Origin of the sequence: Azospirillum himalayense (assembly GCF_042657465.1) — a bacterium.
GTDB classification, from domain to species: Bacteria; Pseudomonadota; Alphaproteobacteria; order Azospirillales; family Azospirillaceae; genus Azospirillum; species Azospirillum himalayense.
Window position 1 is genome coordinate 1 of sequence record NZ_JBHSLC010000004.1, and the last position, 24,619, is coordinate 24,619.

Here is a 24,619-nt window from a genome sequence, read left to right on the forward strand (position 1 = left end):
CGAAAAACGCTCCATTCCGACCAAAACGGGCGGCGAAAACGCCTTTTTCAAGCCTTAGCGGAGGCAAAGGCACTGCATCAGCCCGTTTTTCCGCGCCCTGCTAAACAGCTGCTCACTCACCTGGAAGAACTGAGAAATCCATGGGCGCCGCGAGCGTCCAGGTTCGGCCGCGGTGCTCCAGGATACCCCGGACGCTGATGAACCTCCCGGCCTTGTGAGCCTCGACGGCGCTCAGGTAGTCCTCTGGAGCCAGGTAGATGCGGACCCTGATTAGGCCGTGGTCCTGGCTGTCCCAGTTGACGATGATCTCACGGTCCGAGTTGTCCTGAAGGAGGTCCGCGGGATTCCCTTCGGTCTCCAGAGTCCTGATCCGACCCACGACATGGGCGGGGCGCTTAACCTCGTCGGCGCGCAGGGTCCTGGCTGCGGCTCGAAGTAGGTCCACGTGACGGATTTCAATGGAGAACTCCGACCGGTCCTGTAGTCCGTCAGGGGCCTGCCATTCCGGGGAGAGATCGATCCCGATCCTGAGCTTAGCGAGCCCGGTCCGCTCCACCAAGTCAACCAAGTCATCGCACATGTTCGCGCTGAGACCTGCCTGATACTCCTGGGTGATGGGTGACGGATCATCCTGCTTTGCAGCCCGTTGCACTGCGTCAAGGCCGCGCGCGAGCCTCTGCACGACCCGCCTGGCAAAAGGAACCTCCTGCGGGACACCCGCCATCGTCGGTTCGTCGTTCAGGCCTACGGGGGATTCGACGACGAAGCCGAAGCTGCCTCGGAAGGTGTGCCCGAAGCGGCATCGGCTCGCGTAATCGGATGCTTCTTTCCGGGTCCGGCCGAAATACTTGCCGGGAGCTAACTCCGTGGTGGCGGTGCTGCCGAGGAGCGCCCTCATGCTCTCGATGAACTCCGCGGCGAGCTTGAGCTCGATCGTGTCCTGGCGGACATATTCGTCGGGTACTCTGCTCCTGATGATGTCGAACGCGATGGAGCGGATGTCCATCGCAAGGTCGACGAGCGGGCGCTCCTCAAGCTGAGACAGTGTCTCTAGCGCTGCTCTGATGCTCGGCAACGCACGTTCCCGGTCCATCGCCGTGGGCACGACGATCTCGATCTCGTCGTCCCCGCCCTCCGCCGGGAGCGTGAAGAGGACAAGTTTGCGTTCAGTGAAGCTCCGCGCAGTCCAGCCGTGCATGGCCAAGTACCGTCTCAAGACGTCTGCGGATATGTCCCGGATGCCTTCGGTGTCCTGGGTCATCGTCACAACCCCAAGCGCCTGAACCGCTCATGGTCCAGTATGGCGTTCAGACTCTCCACGGTCAGCAGGTTCGTTCGCGGGATCCGAATGCGCTTCGTTTCCACGTTATCCGTAGGCGCTCCCACCAGTCGCTCCCAGTAGCAGCAGCGCCGAAGCTCCAGCCGATCCTCCTGGAATACAAGCCATTCAGCCTCGTCCTTGGGCAGGCAGAGGAGGATGAGAACGGCGCCTATCTCTGCCGGTTCACGCCCGACCAAGTCGTTGTAGGTCTTTGCCTCAAGATCGTAGACGACGAACCCGCCGTCATGTTCCCAGTCGGTCGTTGCCTTCAGCTGGAAATCGAGAGGGAATCCGGAATCGTTCCGGCGCCCGTTGCGGATCTTCACCGGCCGGAACTGCCCGTCGAAGCCGTAGTCGAACGCGCTGCCCAGGTTGAAGTTCACGCCCGCGCGCCCAGCGACGGCGTGGATGAAGGCCCGGCTAAGGCACTCCTGCGTATGCTGCTTCGTGATCACGGGAAATCGTCGAGCAAGGTGACCGTAGGCTTGTCATAACCCACCATGGGTCGCTCGACAAATGGAGAGTTCGCGTCATAGCTGTCCGCGCGTCGGGCCATCGGGATCCACGTCTCCATCACCCCCCGACCCGCCTCACGAGGCCACCGACTGTTTCACCGATCCGGCATCCTTTCCCAAGGCAGCCCAGCCGATCCATGATGGAGGAGTTACCTATGCGGGGACCGGCCGCCGGGCCAGCCTCAGGGCGTCGTAGAGAAGCGCGAAGATCGCGTCGGCCTGGGCGTGCGCGTTCTCGAGCAGAAGCCTCTCCACGTGCCCGGAGAAGGCGGTGACGTCGAATTTCGCCTTCGGCGACGAGGCCGCGTTCGCCCGGATGGCCCCGACGAGCCTGTCTACGAGCTTGCTTTCGTCATCGTCGCAAGCAACCCCGTCGAAGGCGGGGTTCACGGTGATCCAGTCCCAGTCCACGCGGGCATGCTGGCGGCCGGTCCTCACGTAGACGTAGGGAATGCCTCGCCGTTGGCACTCCCCGTGCCAAGCGTCGAGGGCCGGGCGGTCGCCGTCCTTGAACACCGCCCAGATCCGGTCCGGGAGATTGGGCGAGCGGGCGAGAGCATCAAGCGCCGGGAGCGTCGCGACCCGATGGCCGAGGTCGGCCAACCGCGCGGCGAAGGCGGCCTGATCGACGGTGGCGAGGGGTGGCATCTCAGCGCCGTTCTCCCGCGTGCGGGTGGCAAGCGTGATGCCCGTGCGGCTGCCAAGGGCAGCGGCCAGGGCCTCGGAGAGGTGCGAGGAGCCCACAGCGGGAAGGTCCGCCCGCAGGGAGCGCTTGAAAAAGGCGAGGTTGTCGTTCGTGAGGGCAAGCAGGGCCATCTCGGATCCTAACGCTCGGTCGATGTCCGCCGATTACGCATCGACCGCGTGGGGATCGCGGCGGCTCACGAACCGTCCTCTTTAACCCGGCGGCAGGTCTGGTGGGACAACCGTACGCACGGTAGCAACCAGCTCCGGCCCATGCAATCGCAATGGCTGATCGCCAACAACCGTTGCATGAATTCAATGGGCCGCATCATCCGGCGGAGCGCCGTGGACAGCAGGCTTTCACGAAGGCGCCCATAGGGAAGCCACAGACGATAACGCGGTGTCCCCAAAACCCAGGGCTTGTGAAGGACACCGTTCGACCGGGCCAGTTCAGGCGCTTAGAAGCTCCCGCTCTCGGATGTATGCGATGACGGGCAGGAGGCTCTTGGCCTGGGGATTGCCGTGGGGGCCGAGATGGTTGATCGAGAAAATCTCATCAGCCCGCAACCCGCGCCTCCCCACCTGCATCTGATGCTTCGACGGCGGGTGGGCACCGGCGCAGAGCCGGAAGCTCGTTCACCGGGGCGAGAGACGACCGCGCTCGGAAGCATTATTCAACAGCTTTTCATTCAAAACAATGGCTTAACGGACTTTCAAGCGCCAGAATAAAAGAGAGATAACGGAACCCCGGGGCGCCGCACGGGCAGGCTTCGCCTACGCCCATCCCGGTCTGCGATGTTCCCTGCCAAGCCGAGCCAGTGGCTCACTCCCGTTCCCGGCTGATCGCCCTCCGGATTGGCGGAAGCTGGAGTCCCACGTCGGCGCGGGAGGCAGGCACTGCCGAACAGTCTTTTATTCTGGCGCTTTTTTTTCCGGCAATCCATTGATAAATATGGATTCGTCCGAAAATCTATTCCTCCGGCCCAGCCTGAGAGCGGCGGCCTGCCGACCTGCACCAGCAGGCTGCCGGACGCCTCCGGGCGGCCGACCGTCTCGCACGCGGCTTGGCTTCGCGCCTGCCACGGCGGAGACACCGATCCACCGGCCGAGCCGCAGCCCAGCCTGCGGGGGCGCCGACGCGCGAGCATTTCCCTGGCCGAACCGGTTGCGCTTCATGCCGCCGTTCACACCCACCGCGCGCCTGGCAACCGCGTAGCCGCCGGTTACCGTTCCCTCCCGCCCCTCCCCTGGCGCAGGTGGGCGTCCCTCTCGACGACGCGCAGCTTCGCCCTGGCGCGGTGGTACGCCTGCCAATCCGCTGCCAGTGCGGCGTCCACCAGCCTCGGCACGAACTGGTTGTCCGCCGGTGCCGTCACGTGGCTGCCGTCCGGGGAGATCCTGCGCTCGGCCAGGAAGGCCGTCGCCAGTGCCACGAAGGTGTGCGGCGGCGCATGGTCGACATGGCATTCGGAAGGCGACACTGGCACGCCGGTGAGCGCGCACGGCACCCGGCCATCAGTGTCGGCGTGCTCCTCGAAGAAGCGCCTCCTGAACGCCATGGCGTCCCCGTTGATCGCCTCCCTCATCGCCTGGCGCATCTCCATAAGTCTGCTCGGCCCCTTGCCGTCGATGGCCCACCCGAATGAGAAGTCGGTGGCCGACCCATCCACGCGATCAATCCAGAAGCAGGGGTGCTTCCCCTTAGGTGGCTTGTCGACACGGAACCGGGCAACGCCAGCCCCGCGCTTATCCGCGGCTTCGGGATGACGGTCGAGCAGCCAGAGCAGATGGCTGGCGTGCGGTTCCGGGATAACGGCGCCCACCGGGTACGCATGCAGGATGGCGCGGTAGTAAGCCTTCGCGGCCGCATTCGAGCGGAATGCGAGCGGGCCGATGTCGATGGCGGGCATATTCGTTACTCCTCCACGGTTTCGGTTTGCAGGGGAATGTCGACGTCGTCGAAGCAGCCGGTCCTCATCCGATCCGGCCCATCGCGGAAATCCTGGATTGCCTGCTGAGCGCGGTCGTCGGCCATCTCCATCTGGCGCGCCATGAACGCCTTGAAGGTGGCGAGGTGGTGGACGGCGCTGTCCTCGAGCGCACCTCGGACTGTGAACGCCTTCTCCGGTGGATGCGCGTACCCGAACACCAGGCCCGCCTCGACATGTGCGGCGGCCGTGCCCGGCGGGGCTTCGGTGAAGCCCGGCTCCGGGCGGTCGGCCCGATCGCCCCATGCCCCCATGACATGGAAGACCGAGCCGCCCAACGCGCGCTCGATGCCACTCAGGGACAGCCTCTCGACGAACCTGGCATCCTCGAAGCCGAAGGGGTCGTCCTCGGCGAAGCGGCCGTAGGGGCCTGTCGGCAGCGACTTCCCCGCCGGAACGCGAACGGTCACGCGAACCCACGGTCCGCCCTCACTGGCCTGAAAGTCGTCCATGATCTCGTCGTCCAGCACTGACGGGATGCCGTAACGGAGCAGGCATCTGGTGCCGTCGAGCGACCGGCCACGCTCGACGACGCCGTACCAGGGCGCGAGCATGAAGTAGCCGGTCGGCACCTGGTCACCCTTCAGCTTGGCGATGCCGAAATGGACGCGCTCCAGCATCACCAGATCCGCCTCGCGCCAGCCTCCGCTCTCTTCCCTGGCCTCACAGGCCATGCGGCCGATCTCGTTGAACAGCAGCGGCACCGAGGGAGCGTTGTCCAACTGGTCGGCGAAAGGATGCCCGAGGCACCAGCCATCGTCCTCAGGCCCACCGCCGCTCCGGTACGCTTCGCGCCGCCGGGTTTCGTCCAGATACCAGTCGAGCTTTGCCCGCTCCGAGATGGCAGCGACGGTCTCCCGCAACTGCTCGAGGAGGCGATGGTAGCCACCGGCCGTGTTCTCGTCGAATGACGCCATTCCCGCCTGGGACGGGCTCCAGGGCGTGTTCACGACCAGATCCAGAGCAGCCTGGTCGACCGAGAGGCCAGCCATCAGGGCGGCGGTCTCGGCCAGTCCCAGATACTGCTTCGGATCCCGGGCCAGCCGCTTCATCGCCGCCTCGTTGCCGTCCCTCGGCGGGCGGAACCGGCTCAGCCGCTTCTCATCCCCGTCCGCGCTCACCCCGGCCCTTCTGGTGAGGTCCTGGAGCGGCTTGAGTTGGCGCGGCCGCGCTTTCTTCAACGCCTCAATCAACGGCGCCAGATTTCTTGCCAGCTGCATCGCGGCCTTCGGCGCAATCGGTGTCGGCGCGCTCCTCAGCGCAGCCCTCGCCCTTCCCGCCTTCGAAGCCAGCTTTCTTGCCATGCGCTCCGGATCAGAACGGTCGCTTCGCGCTTTCCCGGCTGCATCATGGTCGGGAGCGGGCCGCCCGGTCCTCATGGCGTCTTCTTCGTCGATGCCTTCCGCCATCTCGTCCTCCGTCATGCCGCCACCGTCGGCGACATCGGAAATGCTGCCCGAACATGGACGAGCATACCTGTTGGATGGACAGATTATCGGTAAAAAATTGAACAGGTTACTTGGCTATAGTTGAACAGGTTCAAGGTGCAGGTTCCTTGCTGGCCGCCGCCAGGCAGTGGAAGGGAGGTCCCGCAAGGCCAAGCGGCCATCCTGGCCGGGAAGTTCAGGGACGCAGCCGGGCCAGTCGCTGGGTTCCCGTCACCAATGGATGAGCGCCGGGTACCCGTAGACCTCGAACGCCCCTGCGACGCGCTCTCCCGCCGCAGCCATGTCCAAGGCGGACGGCTTCGCGCTCGCGTCAACCGACTAGGATCTGGCGCCCGACGACCTCGCGCAGCGCCGAGGACGGCAATTCGACGCCCTGGTCGAGGCGCTTCCGATTCTTCAGTCGCTGGGCGACGACGCGGTCATGGCCATCGTCGTGGCGGTGAGGCCCTCGGCGGCCGCACCGCCGCGCTCCGTGCTCGAGGCGGCCGATCGGCGCGAGCTTGCCCCCGACGCGATCGTCGAGGGGTTCGAGAGCCTCGGCTCCATGGGTCCGGCTTCCGACCTCGCCTCCGTCGCGCACGAAATACTCGGCCGCGACCCGTTCAGGGCCGAGCGGCTGGCCCGCGCCGCCCTGGCCATCGACCCGGACTGCATCGACGCTCACGAGCTCCTGGGCCTGGTTGCCGATGCCCCCGCCGACGCGGTCGCGCGCCATCGGCATTCGTCCGGGCGCGCCAAGGTCGTCTACGCCGGGGCCCATCGCAGGTGGTGCGCCCGGAACCCCTCGGACGATCCGAAACTCTTCTGGGAGTTCATCGGAGCCTGGCCCTACATCCGCGCCCACATGAACCTTGGCCGGGCGCTGGTCTGGGCTGCGGATTGCGGCGCGTTGGAGCGCGGGGCGGCGCTGAAGGAGGCCGAGGCCGTGTTCGGGCATCTCCTGAAGGTGCTGCCGCCGAGGATGTCCCAGGACGCCCTCAATCGCCGCATGTTGGTCCGCATGCAGCGCGGGAACACGCCGGGTGCCGCCAGGGATGCCGAAGCGCAGAAGCGCAGCTGCCAGCGCCATGGCGCCGACGTGGATTGCTGGACGGCCTGGACGCTCGCCTGGACGGCACTCGCCGAGCGTAAGCCGGGCACGGTCGCCATCGCCGAGGCGATCGAGGCGTGCCCCTTCGCCCTCCCGCTGCTGCTCGACGGGGGCGAGGAGGTCCATCGGGATGGACACGACAGAACGGGGCCGAGGGCGGCGGCCTGCTATGTGGCGGAGGCCCGGCACGCCTGGCTTGTGCCCCCGGGCGCGCTCACCGCGCTGGAGCCGTTTCGCGCGGTCGCCATCAGCGCGACCATCGAAGCCAAACGCCAGTTCGCCGCGAACTGCGGAGCCGCCCGCCCGCCGGACCAACGGCGGCCAATTCCCCCGGAGTGGCGGATGTAGCCCGAAGCCCCTTGGAAACGGCGACGCCTGACATGATGACGGGCTGGCCGTTGACTGCATGGATGGGGTGCCGGGTGGCGATCTCCTCACCCTACTTGACGGAACGCGCGATTCAGGACGGCCGATGCGACGTCCTGGCCCTCATCCGGCAGGCGATGGCGCGCAGGGTTGAAGTCGTCATCTACGTGTACGTGGCCCCGGAACAGAACATAGAGGACGGCCAGGGTAGGAACCGCCGCCTGAAGGCGACCTGTCTGCGCGCGGCCGACCTGCTGGCCGCCGCCGGGACCGAGGTGGTCCCCGTGATGCGGGTGCACGCCGAGACGCTGTGCGTGGATGACGCGGAGATCGTCGAAGGGTCGTTCAACTGGCTGAGCGCCGCCCGTGACGAGGCCAGCGCCTACCAGCGCTTCGAGGCGTCCTTCCGCTACCCTGGGCAATACGTCGTTAAGGTTTGGAACGAATGGAGGCCCGGCGGAAGCCGAGTGCGGCTTTGGGGAAACTTGCGGCTTGTGCTTCTTGTGGCACCAGTGCGTCTGATCATCGGGTAGGATTAATGGTCATCGGTTCCGAACGCATGTCTTGCTGAGAGCCTGGCAGGTAAAATGAAAATTCGTGTGCTGTCATGGGCGGCCGTCGAGCGCGGGGAGGCTGAAGGCGCCGACGGCATCATCTCGATCAGGCCGTCGGCCGAGCATGATGCCGAAAACCTGGATCTCGCCTTGGCGCAGGCCACCGGCGGCGAGGTGGGCGCCGTGCTGGTGCAGCGGTTCGACGACATTGCCATCCCGGCCTTTGGCCCTTACTGCGGCCCTGTCATCGAGCATGTCGCCGAAGCGCTAGAGTTCGGGCGCAGGATCGCCGTGCAGACTCCGGAAGGTTCGCTGGTGGTCCATTGCCAGATGGGTGTCAGCCGCTCCGCCGCTGTGGCGCTCGCCCTGCTGGCCCAAGAACTCGGACCAGGCGCAGAGGCGGCGGCGGTGGCTGCCCTGCTGAGGGGAGATCCAGAAGGACGCATGCACCCGAATTCCCTGCTCGTCAGCATGGCCGACAGTTGTCTGTTCCGGTATGGGCGACTGGAGGCCGCGCTTGCGGATGCCTGCCCCAGGTACGTCAAATGGCGTGACCATTGGCGGGAGGTGGCATTGGATCCGGAGCGCCACTGGCGACAGGCAAGGCGGATAAGGACGAGGCGGCGATCGGAGTGAGCGACCACTCAATGCTCGCCTCCTTCGCGGCCGGTTCGGTGGGCGAAGCTGAGGGCGATGCGGGCCATTTCCAGCGCGCCCTCGCGCGAGCGGGCGGCGGCGATGAAGCGGTTCAGGTGGCAGAACACGGCGTCCGCCACCCCAGACACGCGGGCGAGCTCGGCATCGCGCAGGCCCGCCCACGCCTCGGGCAGCGGCAGCTTCTGGGCGAAGCTGCCCGGCTCGGGCGGCATGCAGCCAACCATCCAGGCCTCGCCTCCCTTGTCGGGGTAGACGGCGAACAGCACCGGCAGGTGGGCGTCGTGCGCCGGTCCCTGCCACGGCATGCCACGGTCAAGTTCCAGCACGCGCGGGTCGGTCGAGCGGCCGTGCGCCTCCAGGACGGCATCGTAGGCGGCAATGCGAGCTCGTATTTGCTCGATGCGGCCGTCGAGGAAGGTGCCCGCGATCTCGGCTGCGCGGAGGAAGCGCTCGTCCTCGGCCCGCGCTCGGTCCGCGGGGTCAGCATCCCACGGTAGGTTCAGGGCGTCGACGAGGTACGGCAGGGCCATCCCGTCGGCGATCCGCGCCGCCCGGTCGAGGCCCTCGTCGCCGAAGTCGGGGACCGGGCGCTGGCCGTTGTCGGCGAGATCAACGAGGCGGACGACCTGCTCGTCCATATCCGCCCAGACCTGCTCGACGATATCCTCGCCGCCGCGCCCGGCCAGGACGGCGCGCACCGCGTCCCGGCCGTAGGCGGCCCAGAGCAAGCCCGCCGATGAGTAGGGCGTCCCGTCGGGACGCACCGGAGCACCGCGCTGGTGGTGGTCGTAGCGACCCCGCAAGGGATCGAAGACACCGCCGACGTCCCAAACGATGTCGGCGGCCTCCATCGCGCGCGGGTCGCGGGTACGCGCTAGCGTGGAGGCAGCAAGCACACCGGGCGGCAGGGCGCGGCGCAGGATAGCGTAGGCGAACGCCTCATCGCAGTGGAATGAGCCACCGTGGGTGACAAGAAGAAGGCTCTCCGCCATGGTCTTTCCTCGCCATTATATTCTGGGACAGCCATCGGGAATCCGCGTCTTACTGCCCTCTTTTAGGAGATGAACCGTAGCTCGCACCATCGCAGAAAAGCGCAACGCTTTCCGTGCGCTTCATCGGGAGGATTGCTTCATCCTGCCGAACCCCCGGGATGTCGGCAGTGCCCGGATGATGGAGCATATGGGCTCCAGCGCCCTGGCCTCGACGAGTCCAGGCTATTCCTGGTCGCGGGGCGGCCCAGAAAATGGTGTCGGACGCGACGATGTCCTGGCGCATCTCGAGAGCCTCGTCCTCGCCACGGACCTCCCGGTGAACGCCGATTCCGAGTCCGGCTTCGCCCATGATCTCGAGGAGGTGGCTGCAAACGTTCGGCGCGCAGTCAATGTCGGCCTCGCGGGCTTGTCGAGCGAGGACGTCTGGGCCGATAATGGGTCCGGCTTCTACGATACCGCCACCTCCGTCGAACGCATCCGGACCGCGCCGTGCCGCCCACCAACAACGCCTCCAAGCAGGTGCTACGCCCGAGCGTCACCTTCCCTAAGGTGGCGAACGGTTTCCGGTCGCTTTGAGGTGTCGATGTCCGTGCCCTGATCCGCTCCTCCATCGACGCGGGGCACCTCAACGGCCTGTCCGCCCATCAGGCCATCCTACGCGCCCTCGCCGGTCAGCCGATCTGCGCCGTCTGACCAGCCCCCTGAGCAACTCCCCTCCCACGAACCGCTTCCGGAACATGACGCGACGATTCATACGTCAGGAACTCTACAACTTGGTCTGGGACCAGCCCATGAGGGCGCTCGCGGCTGAGGTCGGCGTATCCGACGTAGCCTTGGCAAAGGCCTGCCGGAAGGCCGACATCCCTGTTCCCGAGCGCGGCTATTGGGCCAGGAAGCAGGCGGGCAAGCCGACCAGCAAGCGCCCGCTCCCACCACGGTTCCCAGGAGCCTCCGACACGATCGAGATCGGCGGCGGCTCATACCGCGGCTACTACCGGTCGGAGATCGGCCTCGATACGCCGCTGCCTCCGCCGCCGACCTTCGAAGAGGACATGGCTGCGCTGACCGAGCGCGTCCGGAGGATGGTGGGCAAGGTGACCTGCCCAAAGCTCACGACCAGTCCACATCGGCTGATCGCCACGCTACTGGAGAAGGACGAGGTGCGCCGCCAGGAGTATGCCAGAACCCGCTTCAGCATGTATGCCCCACGCTATGACACGCCTAACGCAAAGCGGCGGCTCCGCATCCTGAACGGCATCTTCCTGGCTGCCGCGCGGGCGGGCTGCAACGCCTCGATCGACACCACAAAGTGGCCGCGGAACCCGAATGACGCAGGCATCCACGTCGGTGATCAGCACATCACCTTCACCCTTGAGCCGGTCCCGACAAAGGGAAAGCCCGCGTCAGCGGTCCGCCAGCAGGAACATCTACGGCTGTCGATTCACTCCCGGTCCCATAATGGCACAGCCCATAAGTCCTGGCAGGACAGCGATGAGGCATCGCTTGAGGATCTCGTCTGCACCATCGTTGTCGAGATAATCGTCGCGGCCGAGACCTTCCACCGCCAGAATGCCGTCTGCCATCATGAGTGGCTAGTGAAACGAAAAGCCGAACTGGTGGAAGCGGAGCACCAACGGAAAATCGAGCAAATAAGGAAGGAACGCGAACAACAGGAGAAGGAGGAGAGGGAACGGATCGAACGTCTCGTTGGGCAGGCAATGTCTCTTCACCAAGCAGAGACGATCCGCACCTATGTTCAGGCCGTCCTGACCCGCGCAGCTGAAATGCCCGTGACGCCTGAGAACCTCGACCGCTGGGCGACATGGGCTATGATGGAGGCTGACCGAATTGATCCGGTGAAGAACGGGAGCGCGGTTGGCGGCATCTTGTCAGTGATCGGTGCCCCGCCCCTGGTCCCCAAATGACATCAACACAACGAAGGGAAGCACGGTCTTCTCAAGGGGGGAGTGGCCCGGGTCCGCACACCTAAAGCACAATCGGGTCCTCGTTTCCGGAGCTCCGGCAGCCGCCGAGGCGACGGCGCGCCGACATGTTGAGGTCACCAGATCGGCGCCTCACCATGCGTTATTCCCGGCAGGTCAGCAGACGGTGACCAGCCGGACTGATGACCTCAACATGATTTGCCGACAAGCTCGAGGTTCATCGGCATCCGCCGCGGTCAGGAAAGCCGTTCAGAGTACGGCGGCGCGGTACGTCTCGCGCAGCAGGTCGGACGGCCGCAGCCCTCGCTTACGCGCCTCGTTGAGCCACAGGTCACGGGCCAGCACCGGCGTCTACAGCGTCCACGCCTCGGCGCGGTCGAGTTCGCCAACAGCCGGATCACGCGCAACCCAGGCGTCCGGCGCCGCCGAAGCGTTCGCGTCGTCGCTGGTGTCCGCATCCACCAGCCGATGGATGAGCTCTTCGACAAGCAGCAGCAAGGCCCTGCGGTGCCCAAGCGACGCGGCGCACCACAGCCAGCCCAGCGCCAACTCGCGGTCACCGCCTTCCTCTTCGGCGTGGGCCACCTGCACGTCGCCGACCTCGAAGGCGGCGAAGCGTTTCCCCGTCGCCGCCTCGGCCAAGTCCTCTGAAGGGGAACCTGGCGCATCCAGGTCATGCAGCGCCCGCAGCGCGGCCAGGACCTCGCCCCGCTCGTCAGCAAGACACTTTCATAGAGCTCGACATCGTCGTTCCCCTCCCCTGTATTCCCCACTTGCGACCAGGACCCGGCGCGACGGCACGGACGTCCGAAATCCCACAGCGCTGACCGCCATTGCCTGAGCTGACCGCCATTGCCTGAAAGGATGCTGGGTCACGGCGGTCAGGATAGTAGGCGGTCAAGCCTCTGCTGCAACCGCTTGCGATCAGCTCTGAAGGCGCGCAGCATTGTGAGGACCCGTAGCGCGTGCCGCGCATACATGGCGAAGGCCGCGCCCGCGACGATGAGCACCGCTCCTGCGACCAAGCGAACAGCATCCGGGGAAAACTCCATCGCACCCTCCGCTCGTGCCCCTGTGGGTTAGGAACAGTCCAATCAGTTGATCGAAACCAGGAGCAGGAGGACCTGACAGCCATCGCTGGAGCGCACTTCAGCCGTGACGACGTTGTCAGCATCCTCGAAACGCCCGACATTGATGGCGTTCACGTCCATGCTGTTCTCCCGCTTGGTACCCGGCCCCCGGCTCCGAACTTCCGCCCTGTCAGACCTCACGCCTCCTTGGCCGCAAACGTACCCGACGCGCTTGCTCCCAATACGCGCAGGGGTCGAGGGCGATATCTCGCCAATGGTCTCGCCACACCACGTACCGTGGGCACGCGGCGGCGAGAGCGGCGTCCACGCGGCCATAGCGGAACAGAGCAGCGTCGGCCAACGAGACGATAAGGAGATTCGGCTGCATCCGGGCATCATCGTCCTGACGAAGGAGTGCGGCGACGGCATCCGCTTCTGCACCTGGCCCAGCCTCGTCGGCGATGATGGCCAACACGACCGCGGCCGACCGGGAGACGCCGTGCTGGCAGTGCACGGCAAGCACGCCCTCAGGAACCCGATCCCGAACAGCCCGCGCAAAGTCCAGGGCGGTCGCCAAGTCGTCCATGGTTGGACCTCGGTAGGGTCCGTAGGCTGGGATGCCAATGTCGTCGAAGCGCTGCACCAGCGCAGCCGCCGCATCACCCATGACGGCCTGCTGGACAGCCAAGTCGAGATCCTTGCACGGTTCCAGCGCCGTCGACCGGATCGAGATGATCGCATCGACACCTTCCGCAGCCCCACCTTCGACCGCCGCCCGCGACAGCACTCGAACTCTCATCGGCTCATCTCCCTAAGCGCCATCTCACCGCGTCCTCCGTGAGGTATCCCCGGCCCAATGAAACCAACCCAGTTATCCCGGCGCACGCCGAGGCGACGGCACGCCGACCTGTTGAGGTCACCATGTGAGCACGTCACCATGCGCTGCCCACGGCGGGTCAACAGGTTATGATCCGCCGTCCCGGTGACCTCAACAACTCTGCTCCCGCTGAGTTGATGACTTCGACGACAGCTATGGGGGCCGAAGGGAAGCCTGCGTTTTTAGGGCTTCCCAACGAACTCAAGGGTCTCAGTCGCCCGCTGGGAACGACATCCGACGACACGATGACTTCAACACGTCGGCGCCTCACCACCCGCCGACACCAGCGAGCCAATGGACGCCGGTGCGCCGACATGGTGAGGTCACCATGTCGGCTGGCGTCGGGATGTGTCAGGAGCGACGGCCCATTACCGAAGCTCCACTGTCCTCGGCCGGGGTGGCAACACCGCTCTCCACCTGCGCCTTCTCCCAGGCGGCTCGGTAGTGCGCCACCAGCGCCTCGGTTTCCTTGGTCTGACCGCGCAACTCGTCACCTACAGACTCGAAGCTGGAGGCCATGATTTCGAGTTCTTCCAGGAACAAACGCCAGCATTCATCGACATCAGAGGGATCGGCGTGATCCGGGTCACGTCCGAACTGCCGCTTGAACTCGCTCTCTGACCGGAAATGAGCGATGTCGATAGTCTCCAGTTGGGATCTCGAGAAGCCGCCGACAGGCTCCGCGACCTGAGTAAAGTGACGCATATTCGGCCCCTTGCACTTGGTTGTGAAGAATTGGCTGAGAGTTCGCGACAATAACCGGCGGCAATCTTGATGAAGGTCTTCGGCAGGCCAGCCAGAAGGGCTGAGGATGGCCTGGGTTGGCCTACCGAAGGGGTACGCGCTACGCCGCGATCGACGGGCACATCCGTTCCGGATCGACATCCATGCCGCCTGAAACGGAAGGGTCGTCCGCGTCATCGGTGACCTCGTCCAAGGCGGCGTCGATGACATCACCCTTCATCGCGACCTTCTTCGTCATCGTGGCGTCGAAGCTGCCGTCCAGGACGAGGTGCTGCACGAGCACGGCGTTGCGCTGCCCGATGCGGTGTGCACGGTCCTCCGCCTGCTTCATGATGCCGGGAGTCCAATCCTGCTCGCCGAAGATGACCGTCGACGCCGCCGTCAACGTGATCGCCACGCCGCAGGCCCGCATGCTGCCAACGAAGACCCGCCTCCGGCCGCCCTGAATGTCGTCTTGGGCGCGCTGCCGTTCGGCGTCCGAAGTAGCGCCGGTGATCACCGCGGGCTCGTATCCCGCCTCGCGCAGACCGGCCACGATCCGCTCGATCACGTCGGCATGGTGGGCGAAGACCAGCACCGCGTCCGGCACCGAACCGAGGACGTCGGCGACGTGCTCGACGACCTGGGGCACCTTCGCCAGGGCGGTGTCGTGACGTAGGCGCGACATCTCGGTGAATGCCGCACTGCGACCGGCTTTCAGGTTGGCCACAGCCGCCCGGTACGCAGCCTCGTTCCCGCCCTTCTTGGCCAGCGTGACAGCGGCGCGCAGGCGCGTCTCCTCCTGCTCAGCGCGCTCGAGCGCCTCACGCTCCGCGGCGACGACGTTGCCGAGAGCCGGGCTGTCGCAGGGAAGCTCGACGACGGAGAATCGCTTCTCCGGCAGATCGGTCAGGACGTCGGCCTTGAGGCGGCGCACCATCACCGACTGACGCAAGACCTCCTGCAATTCATTCAGATTGCTGGCACCGCTGGCGTCGAACCCGAACCTGGTGCGGCGCCCATCGCAGTACCGGCTGGCGAAGCGGAAATAGTTGCTCGCCTCCGGTAGCCCCATCGCGTGCAGCATCGGGTAAAGTTCGATGGGCCGATTCAAAATCGGCGTGCCGGTCAGGAACAACCGACGCTTGGCCGGGATCGGCGACTGCCCCTTGCCGCCCAAGGCGGCTTTGGTCCGAGCCGTTTTTTCGTCCTTGAGCGCGTGCGACTCATCGTAGATAACAATATCCCACTCTACGGCACGAAGCCGCCCAGCGAGCTTGGACAGGATGTCGTAGTTCACGACAACGACATCCGTATCCGGCCACACCTTCGTCGTCGCGATGCCGACGGGGAGTGGCTTGATCAGCCACTTGGTGAGTTCTCCGCGCCAGTTGATCAGCGCGATCTTCGGACCGACAACGAGCGCACGCACCCGGTCACGAGCGGCAAGCTTAGTGTTGATGATGCCGATGGCCTGGATCGTCTTCCCCAAGCCCATCTCATCCGCGATCAGGACGTCCTTGCGCGCCATCGCGTAGGCGATACCAGCCTTCTGGTACGGCAGATAGGACAGCCCGGCCGGAACGGGGATCTCGACGTTGGCATCCGTCGCCCGCGACGCAGCCGCCGAAGCCTGCTGAAGAGCCGTTGCAGCAGCGACCGCCGCTCGCAGTCCGGTGGCCGTCTTCGGGTCAGTATGGTCCGCGAGCTTGACCGCGATCAGCGGATCCGCCGTCCACCAGTGCTTCAGGGGCGCGGGCGCCCAGCGGAAGCCTGCATTCTTCGGCAGGTGGCGCTCGGAAAACTCGGTTTCGCACTCCCAGCGGCCCGTGCCCGCGTTGTAGTTCAGGTTCATGATGTCACCGTGCGATGCAAGGGTTGAGGGGAAGCGGCTGACCTGTGGCGGGATGGCAAAGATGCTCGTGAGGGCTCATTGCACGCCCCCCTCTGTTGCGACCCGTCGCGCAGTGGACTCGCTCCCCGCACAGCCGTTGCGCAGCACGGCGCCATCCGGCAGGGAGCGCACGGTCCAGAGCCAGCAGTACGTAGCCTCTACGAGTTCGACAGCGACCAGACGCGCCCCTGTGCGACCGATGACAATTCCGGTCTCGATGATGATGCGGCGGTTGGTAACCGCGTTCCGGAATTCGCGGCGGTTCATTCGGCTCCTCCCTCGGATTGGACAGCAGCGCGGCCCTTGTCGGTCAGGCTCCATTCGTACATGCGGCTGTTCGCCCCGCTCGGCTTGCCCGTGACCATGCCGATCCGCGACAGCTGATTGAGGCAGTTCCCGATACGGTCCTTGTTCGCCACGGTCGGCGGGATGTGTTCGTGTACGGCCTCCACGACATCAGCCGTGGTCAGCGCGCCGAGGGAGGCGTACTCAGCGAGCACACGGCGGATGGCGGCAGGCAGGTCGCCACGGCGACGGCCGACAGCTCTGACACGAGCCGGTGGCGAAGCAGAAGGCGGAAGTGCCTGGGACACCACAGCGGGCATCGCCGCGCGACTACGCTGCCCACCGATGACCTGCATTGCCTGTTCAAGCGCATCCAGATCGTGGGCGACCGTTTGCTGCGTCCGTTCCAGCCGAGCCAACTGCTCGGCCAACTCATCGCGGCGCTGGCGCAGTCCTGCGATGAGGGTATCGGCCGGGACGTTGATGACATGGCTCACGGGTCACCCCCTCGGCTTCATCGTGGTCGCAGTACGGTCAACGTCCGTCGCATAGGTGTGCGCGGCGCGGTCTAGTACGCCGCGCAGGCGGGTAACGGCACGATGGGAGCCGCTAAGCGGCCCACGGTAGCGCCCCTCACGGCGAATGACCGTGCCGCCAACGTTAGGGCCATACACCCGACTGGCGAATCGCCTGATTAGGCGGTTTCGCCTGCACGCGGGGCAAAGAGGATTTTGGCGGCTCATGCGGCACCTCCCGCATACAGGGCCACAATCTTGTTCGCCTGCGAGCGCAACAGGGCCACTGCAAGTTCATTGGCACCGTTACCGACCGGCATGGGCTGCCCACTCGGTTGGAGGGCGTCGATCGCCTGGAAGATGGCGCGGGCAGCCAGAAGCAGCGTACCGTCAGCCACGTCTTCCGCATCGAGTGCACGGACGGCAACATCAAGGATTCTGTGCGCTTCCAGCAAGATTGGGTCCGGCCCAGGAGGATCCATGCGGGCGGGAAGCGTCTCCAAGATTACAAGGGCCGCATATGCAGCCGTGATCGCGGTTTCGAGCGGGGTATCCATCACAGACCCTCCCCTTCCCGGAACTCGACATGCAAAGGCAGAGGCGGCGCGATGTTCCCGATCTGGGCAGTGATGGCGATACGCTCCTCCTCCGAGATCCACTCGACATCCTCGGCCGAGCAGTAGACCTCCCCGTCCTTGTGTTCGAAGGGGAAGTTAAGCTCCGTGAGGACGTCGCCGTCCGGCTTTACGACAAGCCAGTCTTCGTCTTCGAATTCGTCCAGGTGCCAGAGCACCGCGTAGACCGCCGTGCAAGCATCCAAAGTCGGCAAGCTGTCAGCTCGAAATTTGTCGCGCCAAGTACGTAGCGAATAGCTGCTTTCCATCTCTTTATTTCCTCGACTTAGCTGAATGGTTTATGTGCCTTGGCGCGCATGGACTTGAGTAATGCCTGAATGCCCTCGATTAAATAGATCACCGACGCGGTTGACGGTTACCTAACTGTTCCCGCCAAGCCCGCATCACCGGGGTCTCAGCGAGCGCGGCGATCCGCGCCTTCAGCGTGCGACGGCCGCAACGAGCGTTTGCCCGTCGTGCCCGGCTCCTCAGCAGGTACGGCAACCTGCCGAATGGCTGCCCACCTTGAGAGCATCTGTCAGAGCTGATGTCCGGTGCCTTCACGGTGGGGCCGCCCGCCCCGTTCCCAAGCCATCAGAAACGGCAACGATTAAAAATGTAACCGCTCAACACAACCCGCGCAACTCAGATCGAATTGTAACGTTACATTTCACTTGACAAACAGAACGCATCAAAAAATTAAGTTATTGTATTAGCTCTATGATTGTCCCGCAAAATTTTTTCGGGGCATCATTCATGAACGAAGAGGATTTCCGCCCAACGGAATCATTTCCACAATTGCTGATCCCGGCCATATACTGTGCACTTGACTTTTGTCCGACAAAATTTTGGCACTATGGCGTGATTCCAGGAGGGCGGCATGGAGATGGTCGAGAGCGGGACGCAGGCCGATGCGATCGTGGCAGCCTTGGTGGCGCGCGGCATCACGGAGACCGCGGCGGATCCGTCCTACAACCTCGTGTGGGTCAAGGTAAACGGCGTCGTTGCGGGCATCATCTCCGGGTACGACGGGTGCGAAGCGGACACCTTCGCCATCATCGACCGCTTCGGTGACAACTACGGGGGCGACGACTACGGCTACACGCTCGACGAGGCTATGGTCGCCGTCGCCGCCTACATCCAGGATGGCAAGACGTACGACACCCGAGCTTCGACCAACGTCCTGGTCGACGACGGGAAAACCGAGGACCTGAATTGGAACACCGTCGACCTGAGCGATGGCATCGACGGTGTCCTGGAAGCCGAGGCCGGGGAACTGCGTGACGACGCCTTCCGAGGTGACCTTGACACCATGGATTGGGAGGACGCAGAGCTCTACGTCCGCATCTTCCCTGAGGGCTATAACGTGGAGCTTGCCCGCGTTCCGGTCTTCACAGATGCCGAGGGCCCGGAATCCTACGAGGCCAAGCGTAAGGACGGGCTGGAGGCCGATCTGGAAGCCGAGGTCGTCCTGTCCCCTACCGCCATCCGGACCGACGCTGGCCTTGGTGACGATGAAGACATCGAAGCCTTCGTAGACGCGATCGAGAAGGCCATCGGCACTTGGTCGAACGGCGAGAACTGCCTGGGGCTGAACATCTTCAGCTGTCAGGTCGGAACGGCCGACGAGGACGACGATGGTGAGGTCCAGGTTTCGGTGTCTTGCGACCGCGAGATCTTCCAGGACGACGCGGCCAAGCTCCAGGATGAGTTGGAGGAGTTCGTGCGCGACACCATCGCGGGGGTCATCGCCGACCGGGACTGGGAGAACGAAAGCGAGTAAGGGGGTGGAAGGGTGCACATGGTGCTCAGCTGGCGCACCCGCGATGAACGGATACCGGATAAATAGCGGATGACCGCGCAACAGGTGAAAAAGAAGATGGGTCGTCCTCGCAAGCTGGCGGAGGACCAAGCCAAGCTGGGGGTGCGCCTGGAGCAACGCGACCTGGCCATCATCGACATGCGCAGCCGTGGGCAGAAAGGCCGCTCGGAGGCGCTGCGTGACCTACTGCGCCGCTACTCGGCTATCATCGAGAGCGCGACACCGCACCTGTCGAGCCGCGCTTGGTCGTTCGCCATCTATGCCTTGCAAGGGATGCTGGACGAGGAGGCCGATGACACCCCGGAGCTCGCCCTAACGTTCGATATGGCGCCCAGTACGGTCCGAACGACGCTGCGCGATGAACTCGAGGCGTCGGTACAGCCCGAGCAGATCGAGCAGGCCTGGACCGAATACGCGGACCTGTCCGATGTGGAACTGCTGGCCATGGTCGATGTCGCTCAGCGCCTATGGTCCTTGCCCGACGGCGAGCGCACACTCGATCGCGTCTTGGACTGGCTGCACGTGAGCGACTGGGCCGCGCCTGACAACCATGATGATCTGGCCTCTGACTGACTGGGCAGGCCCGCCACTCAATGTTGTTGGTGGCGCGAAGCTGTAAAGGCCTGCACTGAAGTAGGCCAAAGCTAACGCTCCACAGCAGCTTCCGCCTTCTCGGCTTTGACCCTGGCTCCGTTTACGATCACGTCAAAGATTGGTAGATCATCCACTAGGGTATCCAGCGTCCGCTTCAGCGCCGCCAGTGCCTCTACCCAGTCCTTGTTCTCCTTGGCTGAGGCCAACTTGTCGACGGGTGACACCACCGGGCGGAAGAAGACACCCTTGCCTTCGTGCACCCATGTACGAACTCGTTTCAACTCCGTGCGGCCTACAGCTTCGAGGCTTCCACCGTATCGATTCCCGAGTAGGTGACCGTGAATTGCCCTTTGAGCTCCTTCTTCGCGCCGGGCAGCAGCATGCAGGTGAGCTCGATGCGTGTGGGACCAAGCACCCAGAGGCGAGAGAACGAAGAAGAGACGGTGTTCCGCTCCTCCTTCGAGGACGCGGGCGCTCCGTACCGGGACATCAGCATGTCCGTGAAATTGTAGTAGGCCTCCAGACAGCCGCGGCCGTCGCTCGACTTATCGAGCATACCGAGCGAGTACAACCCACCGCCTTTGTCGAACCAAAACTTCATGAGAAAGTCGTGCTGGGCGACCGTGTAGCTGTCGAGTACCAGCAAAAGGCTGTTGCCGTAGCCGTCCTTATCCGGCTTCACCATCCGCTTCGAGCCCGGCACCGCCCCGAGCACATCATCCGCGGACATTCCCCACCGCGTCCCCTGCCATCCTGACACGGCATCACCGGCGGCAGCCGAAACAGTTACCCAAAGGGTGGTGATAAGAGCACAAACGATGAGCAGCGAGCGGAGCATGGCCTACCCTCCCGACGATCGACACGGCCGAGCCTAAGGTACATGCAGCGCGGTCGGGTTGTCGTGGCTCTATTCTGCGGTCGCGCTAGCCGTAACAGCGCCCTGGGGCGGTAAGACCACAGTCAAGGACCTGCGCTTCCGCAGCTCGTGCTGCGACGACAGGAGCGTCCACGTCGAGCCGGAGCCCGCGTGCCGCTGAAGCAGACTGACACGGTTCGCCACCACTGCTGATCCAACACGCTTCCCACCAATGGCTGAACCGGCGCCACGGCATCGTCCGCTGGCGGCGAACAGCATCGCGTCCAGCGATCCGCCTGATGAGCAGGGCGCAGACCACTTGGTCCGGCGCCATTGCATCGAGCCAAGCGCCCGCTCTCTGAATCCACGGTCCCTGAATCGTCGCGGAAAGCATGCCTTGACGACCGCTGCCGATCTACGTCACAACGTGCCCCACACCAGCGAAGGTGGCGGTTTCAGTAGGTTTGCGGTCCTGTTTACGGTCAATGGGAAACCATTGATGGATCAGGGCTGCCTCTGGGGGATCGTCTAGCGGTAGGACAGCGGACTCTGACTCCGCCAGCCTAGGTTCGAATCCTAGTCCCCCAACCAACCTCTCCAAACGATCAGAATTCTCAAGCTCTTACGGGCCGCGCACACCCTGCGACACCGGGTGTTTGCGAAACTGACTCGCAACGCCGTCGCACATCGCGCAGCCCGCCTGCTTTATGCTGACTGGCCAATGGCGTGTGAAAGCCCACGTCACCGATGCCGCCACGCTGATCGCAGTTCCCAATGTCGAAACTCCGGCCCAGCCGGCATGGGCATAGGCCATCGTTGCGCCGATGGCGCCAATGGCGCTGCCGAGGGAGTAGAACGCCATGTAGCCGCCAACGAGGCGGCTGCGCGCCTGTGGATGTCGGTCGAAGATGATGCTCTGGTTGCTGACGTGGACCGCCTGCACCGCGAGATCGAGCAACACGACGCCAACGAGAAGCGCGGGAATGGACCACGGCAACAACGCGATCAGCCCCCATGACGCCAGCAACAGTGCGAGTGAGACGCCTGTGGTCCATTGACCGAGACCACGGTCCGCAAGTCGGCCGGCACCGGCCGCCGCGACCGCACCCGCCATGCCGACCAGTCCGAACAGGCCGATTTGGGTATGGGAAAAGCCGAAGGGTCCGGTGCTGAGCGGCAGCACCAGCGCGGTCCAGAACGCGCTGAACGCTGCGAAGATCAGCAGGGCGAGGATGCCGCGAACCAGCAGGACACGGTCGGTCAGGAACAGGACGGGGATCGAACGCAGCGTCGCGGTGTAGCTGTCTGTGCTGTCCGGCGGCACGTTGCGCGGCAGAACCCGCCATAGCAGACTGACCATCGTCAGCGTGAGAGCCGCCGATGTCAGATAGACCAAGCGCCAATCTCCGAGATCGGCGAGCACCCCAGAAACGAAGCGCGCGGCGAGTATGCCGATCACAACGCCGCTCGTGACCATGCCGACGGCCTTGCCGCGCTCAGTGGGCGTCGCGAGCGTCGCCGCGAAGGACACCAACACCTGAACGACCACTGCGAGCAGTCCAACCGCCGCCATGCCGGCAAACAGGATCGCCTCCGTTCTTGCCATGGCAACAACCGCCAGCGCGACAACCGACAAGACGCCCTGGCCGACGACAAGGTGGCGACGGTCGACGAGATCCCCGAGTGGGACAATGAAGATCAGGCCCAGCCCATAGCCAAGCTGCGTCAGTGTCACCACGAGACCGATTGCGGCGGGTGGAATTCCGAAGTCCCGCGCCATCGAGCCGAGCAGAGGCTGGGCGAAATAGACGTTGGCGACGCTGAGACCGGCGGCGGCGGCGAAGATCAGCGTGGTGACCTTGGATAATCCACCATCCGCCCGGTGCTGCGAGTTGCTTTCGTTCTGCATGGTCGTTCCGCTTTCAAAGCCCAAACTGGTACTATTTTGAGACCACTTGCGCCGCCGGAAATCAAGTTCTATTTTAGGACCAGAATATGGCTCTGGAGGTTCCTGGTCATGGTTAAGCGGGTCAGCCTTTGGGATGCTGGTTGCCCGGTCGCACGCTCGCTTGATGTCATTGGCGACTGGTGGTCGTTGCTCATCATCCGTGACGCCTTCGACGGGGTGCGGCGGTTCAACGAGTTTCAGACCAGCCTCGGCATCGCCAAGGGCATGCTGGCAACGCGGCTGCGCGACCTGACACAGCGCGGCATTTTGGAAACCGCACCGGCCTCCGATGGCACCGCCTATCGTGAATATGTCCTGACCGAGAAAGGGCGTGGCCTTTTCCTCGTCATCGTCGCACTGCGCCAATGGGGTGAAGACCATCTCTATCGCCCTGGCGAAGCACGATCCTCGCTGGTCGACACCGAAACCGGCGCGCCGGTCGCGCGGCTGGAATTGCACGCGGAGAACGGGCGGCCCCTCGGATGGAGCGATACGCGGGTGCAGAAATCCGGCAATGGCTGATCCAACGATAACACCGGAAACTCATTATATTCGGGCACGAACCTCTGTCTTTTCGGCCTCCAGCCCCCTTGCGCCCTTTGCGTTTTACGGGCGTTGCGGGCTATGCCAACCAACCGTCCTTTGCTCTGTGAAGCCAACGATGACGCCGCCTTATCGCTGAAAACACCAAAATCTCTACGCACGCCGATTGCATTGACGCTATTTTCGGCCGAACAGGGCCACGCCGACCGTTGATGCGGGTTCATTCGGAAATCCATACGGTTGTAATGTTTCCTTCAAGGCTTTGTGCTTCTCTGGGGCAATGGTCGTGGAGGCCGCATGCGGATTTTGGTGGTGGACGATTCGCGCATGGCGCGCACGGTGCTGTGCCAGCAGCTTGAAGGCTTCGGCCATCAGACGGCCTTTGCCGAAAGCGGCCAAGCGGCCTTGGCCCGCTGCCGCGACGAGCCCATCGACATAGCGCTCGTCGACTTCCGTGTCGGCGAGACGGAAGGGGTTGAGGTGTGCTGGCACCTGCGCGCGGCGCAGCGGGAGCGGCACCTCTACCTGATGCTGATGATCCCCGGCAGCATCACGAACCAGTTCTTCGAGGTCGTGGAGAACGGGGCCGACGAGTTCCTCCGCAAGCCGTTGGATCTGACATGGTTGCGCGCCAGGCTGCTCGCCGCCTCCCGCGTGGTCGACATGCAGCGCCAGTTGGAGCGGCTCGCCACCACCGATTCCCTGACCGGAGCGCTCAATCGCGGCCGCTTCATGGCGCGCGCCGCCGACGAGGTGGCGCGGGCGCAACGGAACGCCCAGCCGCTGTCGGCGATCATGCTGGACATCGACCACTTCAAGAAGGTCAACGACACCTACGGCCACGCCACCGGCGACGAGGCCATCCGCACGGTGGTCCGCGTCTGCCGTTCCATGGTGCGCGGCGCCGACGTCCTGGGCCGGCTGGGCGGCGAGGAATTCGCCATCCTGCTGCCCGAGACACCACCGCAGGGAGCGGCGCTGCTGGCGGAGCGGCTGCGCCGCGCGCTGGCGGAAACCGACGTGCGGATCGCCAACGGCGCCGGGTCCGTCCTCTCCTTCACCGTCAGCATCGGGGTCAGCGCGCTGCGGCCGGGCGAAAGCAGCGTCGCCGCGGCGCTGGCACGGGCGGACGAAGCGCTGTACTGCGCGAAGAATGGCGGCCGCAACCGGGTGGTGTGCGACGCCGCGCCATGATCCGGCGCAAAAGCCGTCAGGCTCCCGGCACCAGCCAGGGCCGGGTCGGCCAACGGCTTCACCCGCTCCGGCAAGATCAGGCTTTCCGGCGCCGTCTGGCCGGCGCGGCCATAGGCCCCCTCCGGG

At 64.7% G+C, this 24,619-nt stretch carries 26 protein-coding genes and 1 tRNA gene; 10 read left to right on the plus strand and 17 right to left on the minus strand.

Translation table 11 applies throughout. The features are described from left to right. Positions 1 to 112: 112 nt before the first annotated feature. From ACFPMG_RS01980 to ACFPMG_RS02000, 5 genes are all read right to left on the minus strand, one after another. Positions 113 to 1,261, minus strand: coding sequence for a hypothetical protein (locus ACFPMG_RS01980; protein WP_376993572.1), 1,149 nt, complete (start codon positions 1,259 to 1,261; stop codon positions 113 to 115). Positions 1,262 to 1,263: 2 nt separating this feature from the next. Then, the gene (locus ACFPMG_RS01985; protein ID WP_376993573.1) at positions 1,264 to 1,776 is read right to left on the minus strand and encodes a DUF4365 domain-containing protein; all 513 of its coding nucleotides are present in this window, start codon (positions 1,774 to 1,776) and stop codon (positions 1,264 to 1,266) included. 213 nt (positions 1,777 to 1,989) lie between these two features. Continuing rightward, entirely contained in the window at positions 1,990 to 2,652 is a 663-nt protein-coding gene (locus tag ACFPMG_RS01990) for a hypothetical protein (protein ID WP_376993574.1), read from the minus strand. Between the two features lie 1,091 nt (positions 2,653 to 3,743). Further along, the gene (locus ACFPMG_RS01995; protein ID WP_376993575.1) at positions 3,744 to 4,430 is read right to left on the minus strand and encodes a DCL family protein; all 687 of its coding nucleotides are present in this window, start codon (positions 4,428 to 4,430) and stop codon (positions 3,744 to 3,746) included. 5 nt (positions 4,431 to 4,435) lie between these two features. Next, entirely contained in the window at positions 4,436 to 5,932 is a 1,497-nt protein-coding gene (locus tag ACFPMG_RS02000; RefSeq protein ID WP_376993576.1) for a hypothetical protein, read from the minus strand. 445 nt (positions 5,933 to 6,377) lie between these two features. Here ACFPMG_RS02000 and ACFPMG_RS02005 point away from each other — a divergent pair, with 445 nt between their 5' ends. From ACFPMG_RS02005 to ACFPMG_RS02015, 3 genes are read left to right on the plus strand one after another with little or no spacing between them, the layout of a single operon-like run. Next, complete coding sequence (locus ACFPMG_RS02005) at positions 6,378 to 7,394, plus strand: hypothetical protein (RefSeq protein WP_376993577.1); 1,017 nt, start codon at positions 6,378 to 6,380, stop codon at positions 7,392 to 7,394. Between the two features lie 32 nt (positions 7,395 to 7,426). Further along, the gene (locus ACFPMG_RS02010) at positions 7,427 to 7,945 is read left to right on the plus strand and encodes a phospholipase D-like domain-containing protein (RefSeq protein WP_376993578.1); all 519 of its coding nucleotides are present in this window, start codon (positions 7,427 to 7,429) and stop codon (positions 7,943 to 7,945) included. A gap of 54 nt (positions 7,946 to 7,999) precedes the next feature. Then, the gene (locus ACFPMG_RS02015) at positions 8,000 to 8,602 is read left to right on the plus strand and encodes a hypothetical protein (protein ID WP_376993579.1); all 603 of its coding nucleotides are present in this window, start codon (positions 8,000 to 8,002) and stop codon (positions 8,600 to 8,602) included. Between the two features lie 8 nt (positions 8,603 to 8,610). Here the strand turns inward: ACFPMG_RS02015 and ACFPMG_RS02020 are convergent, their stop codons facing one another. Continuing rightward, the gene (locus ACFPMG_RS02020; RefSeq protein ID WP_376993580.1) at positions 8,611 to 9,615 is read right to left on the minus strand and encodes an MYG1 family protein; all 1,005 of its coding nucleotides are present in this window, start codon (positions 9,613 to 9,615) and stop codon (positions 8,611 to 8,613) included. Positions 9,616 to 9,703: 88 nt separating this feature from the next. Here ACFPMG_RS02020 and ACFPMG_RS02025 point away from each other — a divergent pair, with 88 nt between their 5' ends. Together ACFPMG_RS02025 and ACFPMG_RS02030 are read left to right on the plus strand one after the other, a co-directional pair. Continuing rightward, positions 9,704 to 10,213 (plus strand): isocitrate lyase/phosphoenolpyruvate mutase family protein, encoded by a 510-nt coding sequence (locus ACFPMG_RS02025; protein ID WP_376993822.1) that lies wholly within the window; start codon positions 9,704 to 9,706, stop codon positions 10,211 to 10,213. Between the two features lie 193 nt (positions 10,214 to 10,406). Beyond that, complete coding sequence (locus ACFPMG_RS02030; protein WP_376993581.1) at positions 10,407 to 11,540, plus strand: hypothetical protein; 1,134 nt, start codon at positions 10,407 to 10,409, stop codon at positions 11,538 to 11,540. Between the two features lie 369 nt (positions 11,541 to 11,909). On the opposite strand, the gene ACFPMG_RS02035 is transcribed toward ACFPMG_RS02030, so the two are convergent. The 8 genes from ACFPMG_RS02035 to ACFPMG_RS02070 all read right to left on the minus strand — a co-directional run bounded on the left by ACFPMG_RS02035 (position 11,910) and on the right by ACFPMG_RS02070 (position 17,805). Then, positions 11,910 to 12,200, minus strand: coding sequence for a hypothetical protein (locus ACFPMG_RS02035; protein ID WP_376993582.1), 291 nt, complete (start codon positions 12,198 to 12,200; stop codon positions 11,910 to 11,912). Between the two features lie 618 nt (positions 12,201 to 12,818). Continuing rightward, a complete protein-coding gene (locus ACFPMG_RS02040; protein ID WP_376993583.1) occupies positions 12,819 to 13,427 on the minus strand; it encodes a hypothetical protein in 609 nt (202 codons plus the stop codon). 429 nt (positions 13,428 to 13,856) lie between these two features. After that, on the minus strand, positions 13,857 to 14,210 hold the full coding sequence (locus ACFPMG_RS02045; protein ID WP_376993584.1) for a hypothetical protein: 354 nt from the start codon (positions 14,208 to 14,210) through the stop codon (positions 13,857 to 13,859). 139 nt (positions 14,211 to 14,349) lie between these two features. Beyond that, positions 14,350 to 16,083 (minus strand): DEAD/DEAH box helicase, encoded by a 1,734-nt coding sequence (locus ACFPMG_RS02050; protein ID WP_376993585.1) that lies wholly within the window; start codon positions 16,081 to 16,083, stop codon positions 14,350 to 14,352. Positions 16,084 to 16,158: 75 nt separating this feature from the next. Further along, positions 16,159 to 16,389: a hypothetical protein gene (locus ACFPMG_RS02055; protein WP_376993586.1), complete on the minus strand. Its 231-nt coding sequence runs from the start codon at positions 16,387 to 16,389 to the stop codon at positions 16,159 to 16,161. Then, the gene (locus ACFPMG_RS02060; RefSeq protein ID WP_376993587.1) at positions 16,386 to 16,904 is read right to left on the minus strand and encodes a hypothetical protein; all 519 of its coding nucleotides are present in this window, start codon (positions 16,902 to 16,904) and stop codon (positions 16,386 to 16,388) included. The genes ACFPMG_RS02055 and ACFPMG_RS02060 overlap by 4 nt, the downstream gene beginning before the upstream one ends. A 242-nt stretch (positions 16,905 to 17,146) precedes the next feature. Beyond that, positions 17,147 to 17,479: a hypothetical protein gene (locus ACFPMG_RS02065; protein ID WP_376993588.1), complete on the minus strand. Its 333-nt coding sequence runs from the start codon at positions 17,477 to 17,479 to the stop codon at positions 17,147 to 17,149. Then, a complete protein-coding gene (locus ACFPMG_RS02070; RefSeq protein ID WP_376993589.1) occupies positions 17,479 to 17,805 on the minus strand; it encodes a hypothetical protein in 327 nt (108 codons plus the stop codon). The genes ACFPMG_RS02065 and ACFPMG_RS02070 overlap by 1 nt, the downstream gene beginning before the upstream one ends. A 611-nt stretch (positions 17,806 to 18,416) precedes the next feature. Between ACFPMG_RS02070 and ACFPMG_RS02075 the strand changes: the two genes are divergently transcribed. Beyond that, entirely contained in the window at positions 18,417 to 19,319 is a 903-nt protein-coding gene (locus ACFPMG_RS02075) for a hypothetical protein (protein ID WP_376993590.1), read from the plus strand. Between the two features lie 69 nt (positions 19,320 to 19,388). Continuing rightward, the gene (locus ACFPMG_RS02080; RefSeq protein ID WP_376993591.1) at positions 19,389 to 19,931 is read left to right on the plus strand and encodes a ribbon-helix-helix domain-containing protein; all 543 of its coding nucleotides are present in this window, start codon (positions 19,389 to 19,391) and stop codon (positions 19,929 to 19,931) included. 71 nt (positions 19,932 to 20,002) lie between these two features. Here the strand turns inward: ACFPMG_RS02080 and ACFPMG_RS02085 are convergent, their stop codons facing one another. Together ACFPMG_RS02085 and ACFPMG_RS02090 are read right to left on the minus strand one after the other, a co-directional pair. Continuing rightward, positions 20,003 to 20,212 (minus strand): hypothetical protein, encoded by a 210-nt coding sequence (locus ACFPMG_RS02085; protein ID WP_376993592.1) that lies wholly within the window; start codon positions 20,210 to 20,212, stop codon positions 20,003 to 20,005. 32 nt (positions 20,213 to 20,244) lie between these two features. Next, complete coding sequence (locus ACFPMG_RS02090; protein ID WP_376993593.1) at positions 20,245 to 20,790, minus strand: hypothetical protein; 546 nt, start codon at positions 20,788 to 20,790, stop codon at positions 20,245 to 20,247. A gap of 535 nt (positions 20,791 to 21,325) precedes the next feature. Between ACFPMG_RS02090 and ACFPMG_RS02095 the strand changes: the two genes are divergently transcribed. Further along, a tRNA-Gln gene (locus tag ACFPMG_RS02095) sits at positions 21,326 to 21,399 on the plus strand. 31 nt (positions 21,400 to 21,430) lie between these two features. On the opposite strand, the gene ACFPMG_RS02100 is transcribed toward ACFPMG_RS02095, so the two are convergent. Next, positions 21,431 to 22,717 carry an MFS transporter gene (locus tag ACFPMG_RS02100; protein ID WP_376993594.1) on the minus strand — a complete coding sequence of 429 codons (1,287 nt, stop codon included), beginning with the start codon at positions 22,715 to 22,717 and terminating at the stop codon, positions 21,431 to 21,433. 108 nt (positions 22,718 to 22,825) lie between these two features. Between ACFPMG_RS02100 and ACFPMG_RS02105 the strand changes: the two genes are divergently transcribed. Then, positions 22,826 to 23,278 (plus strand): winged helix-turn-helix transcriptional regulator, encoded by a 453-nt coding sequence (locus tag ACFPMG_RS02105; protein WP_376993595.1) that lies wholly within the window; start codon positions 22,826 to 22,828, stop codon positions 23,276 to 23,278. Between the two features lie 348 nt (positions 23,279 to 23,626). After that, entirely contained in the window at positions 23,627 to 24,493 is an 867-nt protein-coding gene (locus ACFPMG_RS02110) for a GGDEF domain-containing response regulator (RefSeq protein WP_376993823.1), read from the plus strand. The last annotated feature ends 126 nt before the right edge of the window (positions 24,494 to 24,619 follow it).